This window comes from Salipaludibacillus aurantiacus (genome assembly GCF_900111295.1).
GTDB classification, from domain to species: domain Bacteria; phylum Bacillota; class Bacilli; order Bacillales; family Salisediminibacteriaceae; genus Salipaludibacillus; species Salipaludibacillus aurantiacus.
In genome coordinates this window covers 147,254-159,996 of the sequence record NZ_FOGT01000010.1, presented here as the reverse complement: position 1 = coordinate 159,996, position 12,743 = coordinate 147,254, and the positions used below count along the sequence as shown (strand labels likewise).

General features: G+C 45.3%; 6 protein-coding genes. 2 read left to right on the top strand and 4 right to left on the bottom strand.

Going from position 1 to position 12,743, the window contains the following annotated elements:
- Positions 1-55 precede the first annotated feature (55 nt).
- Entirely contained in the window at positions 56-4,033 is a 3,978-nt protein-coding gene (locus BMW59_RS13615) for a peptidoglycan-binding protein (protein ID WP_093053197.1), read from the top strand.
- A 562-nt stretch (positions 4,034-4,595) separates the two neighbouring features.
- Entirely contained in the window at positions 4,596-5,585 is a 990-nt protein-coding gene (locus BMW59_RS13610) for a C40 family peptidase (RefSeq protein WP_093053193.1), read from the top strand.
- A 330-nt stretch (positions 5,586-5,915) separates the two neighbouring features.
- Here BMW59_RS13610 and BMW59_RS13605 read toward each other — a convergent pair whose 3' ends face one another.
- The 4 genes from BMW59_RS13605 to BMW59_RS13590 form a co-directional block, all read right to left on the bottom strand.
- Positions 5,916-7,802: a C40 family peptidase gene (locus tag BMW59_RS13605; protein WP_093053190.1), complete on the bottom strand. Its 1,887-nt coding sequence runs from the start codon at positions 7,800-7,802 to the stop codon at positions 5,916-5,918.
- Between the two features lie 492 nt (positions 7,803-8,294).
- Entirely contained in the window at positions 8,295-9,323 is a 1,029-nt protein-coding gene (locus BMW59_RS13600) for a hypothetical protein (protein WP_093053187.1), read from the bottom strand.
- Between the two features lie 66 nt (positions 9,324-9,389).
- Positions 9,390-11,531, bottom strand: a complete 2,142-nt coding sequence (locus BMW59_RS13595; protein ID WP_093053184.1) for a gamma-glutamyltransferase — start codon at positions 11,529-11,531, stop codon at positions 9,390-9,392.
- A 6-nt stretch (positions 11,532-11,537) separates the two neighbouring features.
- Positions 11,538-12,698, bottom strand: coding sequence for a CapA family protein (locus BMW59_RS13590; protein ID WP_093053181.1), 1,161 nt, complete (start codon positions 12,696-12,698; stop codon positions 11,538-11,540).
- Positions 12,699-12,743 lie beyond the last annotated feature (45 nt).

The window sequence follows — 12,743 nt, the reverse complement described above, 5'->3', positions numbered from 1 at the left end:
AGCAGCGCAAGCTGAAAACTTAATAAATTTGTATTGAATTAAGGAGCTGAAACAGTTGTCAAAGAAGTTTTTACGACAGTTTATGGTTGTCAATCTGGCTGGGCTGCTGTCGTTCTCTTCAGTTGTACCTGCTGCTGCAGGTGGAATTGAAGATCTGTTACATAAGGAGGATGAAGAAAGTTCCTTATTAACGGTCGAACCCCAGATTTTTAACCAGGCAAACGAAGAAGAACTCACTGTCACTTATGAAGGCGATGAAGAGAATCTCACCCTTTACTTATTTGATGCTGATAAAGAAGAACTTCTCGGAAAGTTTCCGGATGTCTCATTAAACAGTGAAAACAGCCAACTCTATAAGTGGGACTTCACTTTAGAAAATGGCGGGGAAAGTGACGTTATTTCCCTGGAAGATGGGATCTATTACATTACCTTAGCCGAAGAGCCTTTTGACGGCGAAGAAGATTTTGCCCAGGCTGCTCTTGATCAGGCAGTTTTTGTTCAAAATAGTGAACAACCTTCCCTAGAACTCAGCTTCCCCGGTGAAGAAGAGAATGTATTAGAAGAAAATATCCTTGAAGGTAAGGTCATTTCTTTATTTACGGAAGATTATTACAACGCTTTCCATGTCGGCCTCTCTTATACACTGGAACAAGAGGGCGATGTCTATGAGAATGGGGAACTTTCCCATGAAAGTGACGGTTCTTTCCTATTAGAGGATAAACTTCAGGAAGGTAGCACACTCGCATCTTTTCATCTGCTTGATCCTGCCGGGAACGAGCATGAAGAAAGCGTAGAAATTGAACTGGTTAAGGCTGAAGCTTCCATAAAAGAGGAAGACAGCGGGAGTAATGTAAGTAATGAAGCTGCCGATTCAGAAAAAGAAGCTTCGGAAGAAGATAGTGAATCAAATGAAACGTCTGAAGAAGATAGTCATGAAGAAGAGGCTTTAACTGAAGAGGAAGAGTCTGATAAGGATTCTGAGAAAGACTCTGAAGAAACCAAAAAAAATCAGGATGCAAAAGAGGAAGACACTGATCTTGATAGCGATAAAAGCAATGAAGAAGACGCTTTAGCTGAAGAAGAAGAGTCTGATAAGGATTCCGTGAAAGATTCTGAAGAAAACAAAAAAGATCAGGATATAAAAGAGAAAGACTCTGATCTTGAGGGCGATAAAAGCAATGAAGAAGACGCTTTAGCTGAAGAAGAAGAGTCTGATAAAGATTCTGATAATGAAAAATCAAAAGAAGAACAAAAAGAAGACCCTTCTGAGAATTCCACTTTAGAAGAGGAAGAGAAGGATCAAAAAAAGAATGATGAGGATGTGCAGCTTTTTTCAACTTCAACTGCCGATACGCTGACAAACGAAGAGACAGTTGAAATGAAAAATAATTTAAGCTTGCTTGGATTCGGGAACTTCCCAAGTGATCCGTCTACTACTTACGGCCCGGTCACTATGGGAGTCGTTGAAGAATTTCAAGCCGCTTACAGTCTTCCTATTACCGGAATTGCTGATGATGAAACATTAAATCTTATTGACCATCTTTTAGAAACAACTTTTTACAATGGCGCTGAAGGGCCTTACGTGCGGGATTTAAAAATGGATCTAACTAATCTCGGCTTTGGAAATTTCCCTTCCTATCCGTCTGAGCGATACGGACCTGTCACGATGGGCGTGGTCGAAGACTTCCAGCGCGCTTATAACTTAAGCGTGACGGGCATAGCGGATGCCGATACACTCGCTGCGATTGATGGAGCTTTGCAAACAGCTTATTACGATGGTGCTGAAGGCCCGCATGTGCGCGATTTAAAAATGGATTTAACTAATCTTGGCTTTGGGAATTTCCCTTCCCATCCGTCTGAGCGATACGGACCTGTCACGATGGGCGTTGTGGAAGACTACCAGCGCGCTTACAACTTAAGCGTGACGGGCATAGCGGATGCCGATACGCTTGCTGCGATTGATGGAGCACTACAAACGGCTTATTATGACGGTGCTGAAGGCCCGCACGTGCGTGATTTAAAAATGGATCTAACTAATCTCGGCTTTGGGAATTTCCCTTCCTATCCTTCTGAGCGCTACGGACCCGTCACGATGGGGGTTGTGGAGGACTTTCAAAGAGCCTACAACTTAAATGTAACGGGCATAGCGGATACCAATACGCTTGCTGCGATTGATGAAGCTTTAAAAACGGCTTTTTACGATGGCGCTGAAGGGCCGCACGTTCGCGATTTAAAAATGGATTTAACTAATCTCGGCTTTGGAAATTTCCCTTCCTATCCTTCTGAGCGCTACGGACCTGTCACGATGGGGGTTGTCGAAGACTTCCAGGGCGCTTACAATTTAAGCGTGACGGGCATAGCGGATGCCAATACGCTTGCTGCGATTGAGGAAGCTTTGCAAACGGCTTTTTATGATGGCGCTGAAGGCCCGCACGTTCGCGATTTAAAAATGGATCTAACTAATCTTGGTTTTGGTAATTTCCCTTCCTATCCGTCTGAGCGCTACGGTCCTGTCACGATGGGTGTTGTTGAAGACTTCCAGCGTGCCTACAATTTAAGTGTGACGGGCATAGCGGATGCCGATACGCTTGCCGCTATTGACCAGGCACTCACAACTGTTTTCTATGACGGCGCTGAAGGTCCTCATATACGCGAGTTAAAACTGGACTTAACTAAGCTCGGTTTTGGGAACTTCCCTTCTGATCCATCTGAAAGATTTGGGCCAGTTACTATGGGAGTTGTCGAAGATTTCCAAAATTATTACGGTCTTTCTGTTACTGGTATCCCGGATGAAAGAACGTTAGATTACATGGACAGTCTTTTTAATTCACCTTATTCAAACGGACAAAACGGTGATTATGTAAGGGAGTTAAAGCAGGATCTGACTCGGCTTGGTTACGGGAATTTCCCAAGCAGCCCGTCTACAGCTTATGGTTCTGTAACAGCCGGTGTTGTTAGTGAATTCCAGGAGCGAAATGGTTTAGTTGTCAATGGAATAGGCGACGGCCCCACTTTGGAAATGATCTCTCAATTAATAGAAGAAACTGCCCAGCAAGGCAGAGTCACGGCCACCTCCTTAAATGTCAGGAGCGGCCCGTCTACAAGTTATGGTACGGTGGGATCTTTATCTAATGGATCAATTGTCAGTCTGATCTCGCAGGAAAGCAACGGCTGGTACAAGATTGCATTTAATGGCGGCCACGCCTATGTTTCCGGCCTGTTTATCGAAGAAATTTATATTGATGAAGATTTTGACGGAAGCTCGATTATTGGCTACGTTAACGGCAGTTCATTAAATGTCCGTTCCGACCCTGGCACTTCAAATGGAGTGATTGATTCCCTTTCCAGAGACGACCGGGTCGAAATTATTTCAACTTACAGCCGTTCAGGCCAGAACAGCTGGCACCAAATCAGATATGACGGCGGCAAAACTGGATATGTATCTGCCGGATATATTCAGCTGGCTACTAAACAGCCTTCAAGTACCGGTCCATTAGTGGGCAAAACGATTATCCTCGATGCCGGCCATGGAGCTCAGGATGCTGGAGGTATTGGGGGCGGCATGCATGAGAAGGACGTCGTCCTGGATATCAGCGTTCGCGCTGAAAAGCTTCTGAGAGAAGCAGGTGCCGAGGTTATTATGATCAGACGTACTGATTTCTTCCTGTCTCTCAGCCAGCGGTCGTTTATCGCGAACAGATCTGGTGCGGACGTGTTTGTCAGTGTGCACACGAATATGTTTAATGGTACAGCAAGGGGAACAGAAACATTTTGGCACGGAAAATACGAACGTGCCAACAGTATTAAACTTGCACATGCGATTCAAGATGCCACAGTAGCTAAAATGGGTACTCACTACCGCCGGGTAGCTGAAGGCAATTATCACGTTGTGCGTGAAACCCAAATTCCAAGTGCGTTACTTGAAATAGGTTTTAAAGATTACCCTGACGACGCAGCAAAGCTGAGGTCAGATGCTTACCGTGATCGCGCTGCGGAAGGTATCCGCGACGGATTAATTAATTATTTCAGGTAAGGTGAATGCTTTAATAAGGCTTTACACGTGTTAGACGTGTAAAGCCTTTTCTATATAAAACGGCAGCTAGTCACATATGCTTTTATTTTTCCTTTTATCCCCATTATATAAATAATAGCCTTTCCTTGAGTGCTTATCCTTATACCAAAAATTAACACAGCCCTAACAGAAACCAATTTAAAATAATAGATAATATGTTAAAAAAAGCATTCTCAAATTAGTCTCCAAAACTGTCTATCATTTATGAAAAAATATAAAAATGCCGTCCGGGCCTCTTTTTAAATCCGAACGACATGACATTCCTTTGTAATACTCCTGTAATGTAAATATTTTACAAAACATTGGTGCATATTGATAAGTCACGGGAATAACCGGCTTATTTTAATTACAGGATCTAAACACAAAGTGTCAAAAAATTAAATTATATTACAAATTTTACAGAGACGTTATAGTTAGTTAACGTGTGGCAAATTCTATTGTTCTTTCATAATTTTTCATATAAACTTAGTTTTGGATCAAGAGATAACTAACTAACTTAAAAGATTAAGGGGAGAGTAACATAATGAAAAAAGTGGTTATGAGTGTAGTATTAGCAGGAAGTCTGCTTGTAATGCCGACAGCATACGACGCAGCATTAGGAGATCAGACATTACGCGAAGGAATTCGTCACGGTGACGTTACTGAGTTACAAGATGCCCTGCGGGACACAGGTCATTTCTCTGCTAACTCAACAGGCTATTTCGGAAGCATTACTAGACAAGCTGTTCGTGACTTCCAAAGAAGTGAAGGACTCGCTGTGGACGGGATTGCAGGACCACAAACATTCAGTGCGCTTGGTGTTTCAGGAAGCAGCTCTAATGCATCTCAAGTGAGCCAAAGCTCAGGGAATTCAACAATTTCTTTCAACACTGTTCTTCGTCGTGGTGCGCGTGGCGCGCAAGTACGTGAATTACAAAGTGCGTTGGCAGACCGCGGTTTCAAAACTAGCAGCCAGGTAGACGGTGTTTACGGCCCGCTTACTCAGCAAGCTGTTCGTGACTTCCAACGCAGCGCTGGAATCAGTGTGGACGGAATTGCCGGCCCGCAGACTTATGGTGCGTTAAATGGATCATCCAGCTCTTCAAGCAGCTCAAGTGCGTCAAGCAGTTCAAGCTCTAGCAGCTCAAGCAATGCGACAACAGTGAGCAGTTCTTCTTCTTCCAGCGTGGATGCAATGATTTCTACTGCTCGAAGCGTAATTGGTTCAAAATACCAATGGGGTGGAACAACTCCTTCAGGATTTGACTGCAGCGGTTTTATTAACTATGTATACAACCAGCACGGAAAAAGCATTCCACGTACTGTAAGCCAAATGTACAGTGCGGCAACTAAAGTATCCAGCCCAAGCCGTGGGGACATCGTCTTCTTTGAAACTCGTACAGGTCCTTCACACGCTGGAATCTACTTAGGAAACGGACAATTCATTCACTCAGGTGCGTCTACTGGTGTAACAGTTTCAAACATGAGCAACCCATACTGGAGCGCTCACTACATCGGAGCAGGCCGTCTGTAATTTAACAACTAAGTATTCGATCTACTAAACATCTGGAATTACGATTTGACATCTATAAAGCTACTTTCCCTCTATAAAATATACTAAACGTCAAATTTAACAATTTATTGGAATCCCCCTCGTCCAAGGGGGATTTTTTTACGTGGTTTTTTCACTTAGACAGGGACAGGAGCGAAGGATATCTGCATGGAAAACATGTTATGTATGTTCCTTTGAAGTGTTTGAAATCAGCTTCCTTATAGCTCAGTACATTATTTATTGAAACTACTTTTCTTCATAATAATTATAAAAAGCTGTAAACCTTTATTGGTTTACAGCTTTAAACGTATATTATTTTGCCCGGCGGGCTCCAAGGTAACGCGGAGACCAGTAACTGTTGTCCATGCTTGTAATCGTGACGCCTGTTGAGGAGCCGCTATGGATAAACTGATTGTTTCCTATATATATACCATTATGTGAAGGGCCTGCCCGGTACGTTGTAAAATAAACAATGTCGCCGACTTGCGGCTTTGAGACCGGCCTGGTCGCATCCCATTGCTGGGCAACCGTTCGAGGTAAATTAACTCCGTTATTACGGAAGACGTGCTGGATAAATCCGCTGCAATCGAACCCGGAAGCTGTGGTGCCGCCCCACACGTAAGGGACACCAATATAATTTGATGCATCTGCAATCAGGTTCATCGTATTAAAGCTTTGGGAGGAGCCGGAATTTGAACGGGATTCACTCATATGAACGGCAGCTACTTCTTCAAGCTTTTCCAAAGTGGCCTTTGTAGCAATCCCGTCAGCAATCAGTCCCCACTGGTTTTGGAACTTCCGGACCGCTTCTTTCGTTAACGGGCCGAATACGCCGGTAACCTGGCTTTTGTAGTGGCCCGTCGCTTTCAGCATATTTTGAAGTTCGCTGACATTTGAACCTCTGCTTCCTTCTTTCAGCACAGGCGCTGAGGAAGAACTGCTGCCTGATGAATTTGAAGAAGATCTGTATTCAACATTTTTTTCCAGCTGCCTGAAAGTTTGCGGGCCAAAAATACCGTCAACCGAAATGTTCGTCTGCCTTTGCAATTTACGCACGGCTTCGGCTGTTCCAGCTCCGTATGAGCCGTCCACTGACGATGTAAAGTAGCCTAAATCTTTTAACCGCTGCTGAAGTTCTCTTACCTGGCTTCCACTGGCCCCTTGTCTTAATACGACTCCAGAAAGATCTGTTGAGCTGCTGCTGTTTCCAGAGCTGGTTTGTGACGAGTTTCCGGAAGATCCGGAAGATGAACCAGAGCTGGATGAGTTTCCATTGTCCAGCTGACGGTAAGTCTGCGGGCCGAAAATGCCATCGACAGAAATGTTGGACTGGCGCTGCAATTCTCTCACCGATGCTGCTGTTAACGGTCCGTAAACCCCATCGATAGAGGAAGTGTAATATCCGAGGTCTTTGAGTCGTTTCTGCAGTTCCTCAACTGCGGCTCCTCTGGCCCCCTGTCTTAGTACAACTCCTGATAAACTTGATGATCCGCTGTTGTTAGAGACCGTTTTCGCTGAATTATCCGAACGGCTTGAAGATGACTTTGAAGGAGCAGTTCCTCCAATTTCTTTGTTCACTTTAGATAACGTTTGCGGTCCGGCTAACCCATCTGAAGTCAATCCTCTTGCCTGCTGAAAGTTGCGGACGGCCTGCTGGGTCATATTCCCATAGATCCCGGTTATTTGTGAGTGCTCGTAGAAACCGGCTTTTTTCAAGTAAGCTTGTAAACTTGAAACATCCTGATTTCTCGTTCCGTTTCGCATAACCTGGCTCGTATTATTAATAGAAGAAAGTGAAGATGATGATGCTGAACTGTATGTACTTGAAGCAGAGTTTTGTGACGAGTTATTTTCAGAACTTGACTGGCGCGATTGTCCTGAACTTGAACTGTTCCCGTTTAACACGCTGAAAGTCTGCGGACCTACAATGCCATCCTGCGAAAGGCCGTGCTCTTTCTGAAACTTAATTACTGCTTCCCTCGTCAATTCTCCAAAATAACCTGTAGCCGTATGGAAATCAAAAAAACCTTTCTCTTTAAGGCGCTCCTGTAAAACTTTCACATCCGTGTCTTCCATTCCAAAACGGAGATTTTTCTCCCCGAAGGATGCTTCAGCTAAATTCGGCGCTACAAGGACAGCACCTACTGTGGCAGCTGAAAAAAGGAGTGTTGAACGAACTTTAGATTCAAAAACAGACATACATCCACCTCTTTCCTCATATTTTTTAATTAAAAGGGTCTAAACTCCTAAAACAAAGACAATAGTAAAGGTAATCTTATCAATTTAATAGTTATATTAGTAGGTTCTAATGGACTATTTTCGTATTTTTGTCATTTAGTAGCATGTTTTAGATAAAATAGTCATACTTTAGGCTTAATAAATGTCCCGTAAAAGGTTTTTGTCCGTGTGTTATCTGCCCTGAGCGTTTCTATTTAAAACTTTTAATCATTTTTTTCGAAAATAATGTTTTAAGTCTCTGCATATGGGTATACTAGAATTAAGAGTTGAAATCCACCACTTTCATCTCTCCCCCCCTATCATTTTGATATATTTGCTTAGTAAAGACTGAGTCTTTACTTAAGCGAAGAAACAAGCGATGCTCCCCCGTCCCAGGGAGTCATCGCTTGTTTCTTTTTTTGTGTCATTTTAGATTCCAAAAGCTGGGGGGTCAGACCCCCCAGCTCTTTCCATTTATCCGCGGTAGAAGAGAGGAAGAATGTGGTTTTCTGCCCATGCTTGTTCATCCTCTTTATTGTATGAAGGAATTTTTACGACGTGAACGTACTCATTCTGGTCAGCCAAAAGATTCAGCTGGTCCTCAAGCTGCTCTGTCGGAGAGAGCCCTAAATGTTCAAATACCTCGTCACTGAATAAAATGTACGTTGTAAACGTATCGATTGACCGGTAGAGTGCTTCGAGAAACTCATACGTCTGGTCGACGGTCTCTTCCACACCTGTCATTCCGCCTTCTGCTATTTTAACTTCTTCATGTTCCAAATGATCGGCTATCAGATCAAAATCCAAAAGGACCACGTCCGGGCTCTGTGCACGAATATCCTTTGCAATTTTTCTGTAAACGGGGATTGGTTCTTCTTCCTCTTCTCCGAACCCGGAGTAAACCCCCGGCTTCCCTTCAGCCTGTTCTGACTCTTCCTCTTCTAACCTTTTTTCTTTTTCTTCTTCGATTGTTTCCATTATGACTCTTGATGCCTCGTTTGGAGGAAGAAAAGTAATATCAAGCATGTCCTGTGTGTTATATACTTCATTAAACCGGTTTGACACATGCACTAGCCATCCTGGCAGGTCTCTGATAGCTGTTTCGTCATTTACAGTAGTGAAGAAGACAGGGTCATCCGCTTCGTTTTCTGCTGTAAGCCCAGCGAAGGCACCATGTGTTTCGGCTGCCAGATCCTCTGATGGAAGCTGCATGACATGGAGCGGGACTTCGTCCATCATCCGGTGGATAATCCGGCTTTTTAAAGGGGCAGGCAGTCCTTCAGTAACCTCGACTAAGTGCGCAGGCAAATGGCCGTAGCGGGTCCATTCTTCTTCAAACGTCACAGATTCAATTGCTCTTTTTTCGGCGTTTGTCAAGTCCTCCTCATGCCTGAAAACGACCATAAACAGTAAGACAGCCGTGAGGAAAACGAGAGGGAACAGCAGGTGAAAGACTAGCCGTTTCGATTTTCGATTTACGCCCGGACGCTTGGACTCCTCCATGTTTCTCACCTTCTTTTCATAAGAGTCTTTCATGTGTGTGCAACGAGCTTACGGGGAGCAAGCGGGTTAAGGACCGGCCGCCGCATCAGTTCCTCTCATAATCTCTGCCGGTTCCCCGGCCGCTCCGGCCTCGTTTTCATCAGCCCCGCCTGCTTTTCCGCCACGCCTTGGGTCAGCGTATCCGTATAGCTCCTGTGTTGCAGCATCATAAACCGCCGCCTGGATGCCCCCGAAATACATCTGCCCGAATTCAAGGGTAACCGGATACCCCCGCTCTTTGAGCCCTTCGCGTATATCGGCGTAGCCTTCTAATTCGCGGAATTTCGGCTCCAGTCTGATTTCATATTCTCCGGCTTCATCATTGAAATCGTATTGGAAACGGGTCATATATGTCATCGCTTCTTCAAAATCCATCTCATACATGCTGTAAAAAACCATTATCTGCGCCATCATCATCGGAATCCGCGCGCCTCCCGGAGAGCCGAGGCCGATTAATTCTTCAACTTTGCCGCCATTTTCTTTTACTAAAATAGCCGGGCTCATGAAGCTTCGCGGACGCCTTCCGGGATAAGGCTCATTAATAGAACCTGGTGTTTCACTGAAATTACTGAGCTGGTCGTTTAAGAAGAAACCTTTATAATATTGCCCTGAGCCAAAAAAGTTGCTTAATGTATGCGTCGCTGACACCATCCGTCCCTCTTTATCAATGATGACAAAATGAGTCGTATTGTTGTGCTGGTTTATTTCTGCTTCAGCATCAAAGAATGATTCCGCCGTTCCCTGAGCGCGTTCAGACTGTTGAGCCGGCATGTCTGCAAGGGCAGCTGCTTCAAGGGGCTGACTGGCGTGTTTCCCGGCAGCTTTTCCGGCCATCATACCTTTTTTAACGTAAACGGGAGGAAGGTAGGATTCCGTTCCGTCTTCAAGGAAATCCTCTTCTCCTCCTTCTTCAAAACGGCGCTGATGCTCTCTTTTATCGAGATACTCATACCAGTTATTTACAAGTTCGCTCGATTTCTCCCAGGTTACTGCTTCAGCAAGTTTTTGCCTGGCTTCTTCAGACGTGTGAGGATCACCTATGTTTCTTAGCCTGTCCCTGTATGTTTCATAATTGATTCCAATCATTTTTTCTATAAAACCAATGTAAGAGTCTGTTTTTCTTAACTGTTCCTGTCTTTCGGCTTCTGTTATTTCAAGAGTGTCATCTTCAGCTGGCTTTTCCACATCTGTATACGCGTCCCTGTCCGCCACGTTTACACCTTCAGGCAGACGGAATATCTCGTGGTCGTCCACATTCATCAATTCAGCCATTTGCAGAGCCTGGATAAATACCGGTCCGCCAAGCGGAGCCGGAGCAGCATGAACAGTATACTCATCAAATTGTCCTGTTGCAGGCTTCTGATCTGTCAGAACCTCGTATTGCCGGAAATCCTCTTCGCTTAAAAGAGGAAATCTGGCGGCCATGTCTGTCGCGAATTCGTTAAGAAAATAAGATTCCAGGCTGTCTTTTGCTGCGATTTCCTGTAGAGTTTCCGCTAATTCCTTCTGAACAAGCGTATTTCCCTGCTGAATGAAATTATTTTCCGGGAAATAATGCGGAATGTCGGCAGGGTTCAACCGGTTCTGTGCATAATAAAATCGCTCTGCCAGATATTTATCCACTTCAAATCCGTTGTCTGCGAGCAGAATGGCCTGCTGTAAGAGCTCATCCAAAGGCATCGTCGCATAATTTCTGTGCAGATAATCCATCCCTTTGAGAAATCCCGGTACCCCGAAATCTGCCATCCCCGCTGTCAAATTATGGGGGGTCTGACCCCTTTGCTCATTTGGCAGGGCAAGGGGGGCGGTTTCACGGTAGTCTATATAACTGATTTTATCTTCTTCGTTGGCGGTTGGATCGTAGATAAGCATGGAACCGCCCCCGCCGATTCCTGACCCGTAAGGCTCCACCACCCCTAGTGTAAACGAGACAGCAAGAGCAGCATCAATGGCGTTCCCTCCATTCTCGAGAACGGCGGTTCCCGCATCCACAGCATAAGGGTTCGCGGCACTGACGATATATCCCGTATCGGCATCCACTCCTGTGAACGTATCATCTCTCACGATCTCATCAATCTCCTGAGCAGGGGACACTTCGATATAAGCCATCACTACAAATATAATGATGAGAGGAATGCCTATGACGTTTGTCAGTTTTCGTAACCGCATAGATGATCACTCTCCTGTCCCGGCTATGGCCCGCGAATGATTTAAAGGAATGACAACATTTCCGTCCCGCTTCTTCCACTGGTTTTTATCAAGGCGTTTCGTCAGCATCCGTTCGATGCTCCTTCGCCTGAAAGACTGCTCTCCCGGCGGTCTCACTTGCCCTTCATGCATGACAAACGGCACGAGCTCCACTTCCGCCTTTCCGTCTTCAAACAGACGGTAGTGGGCGAGGGCGGTCTGTCTTGTCCGCGACCAGCCCTGGTCAAAAATAAAGTTTCCGAGGCTGTAAAAAATGAGCGTATCGTTATACACTTCAACAGGCGCCAGAACATGAGGGTAGTGGCCGATAATGACATCAGCTCCTGCCCGTGACATCGCCCGGGCCAGTTCACGCTGCCTGTTTGTGACATGGGAATCGTACGCCTCTCCCCAGTGGGTGTGGACGATAACGAGATCTGCATTTTCGCCGGCTTTTAAAATAGATGAGATTACCAGCTCAGGACGGTCCAGAGGCATAATTCCGGGACGGAAAGTGGTCGCCGCTGAATTTGCCGCCACGATATCGGAAGCACCCAAAGTCGCAATCGTCATACCGTCATGCTCGAAATAAACCGCGTTCTCTACATCTTCCAAATCATTCATGACCCCAGCCGCGTCAATCGCTTCATGATCATCAAAAAAATTAACTGTCGACCTGAAACCGAGATAGCCGTAATCATGGATATTATTGTTGGCAATTGAAACGGATTTGAAATTCCTGTCAGCGAGTGCGTTCACCGCCTCCGGCTCAGCTGAAAAGACGACCTGCTGCTCCTCATTAGGCGGTAGATCTTCCCCCGGGACGTGGACCGGATGTTTGAAACTGCCTGTACAAAAATCCGACTCATTAAAGTACGGCTCCGAATACTCAAACAGATAATCATAGCCCTTCTCTTTAATAACGTCTTTAATATGCCGGTCGAACATTAAATCACCGACAAAGCTCGCCGTCAATACCGCCCCGTCAGCTTTATCCACTTCAGGCGCCTGGACGGCCGGCAAGTATTGGGATGATACGAGCACAAGCCCCAATCCCACAGCCAGCACAGACGTATGAAGAGTCAGCTTCTTCTTATGCGCCTTTGACCACCGCAGCAGCCGCTCCTTGTATGTAAACAGCTTATCCAACACTAACACCTCCACAAATTTCACAAAGGGGTCAGACCCCCCTTT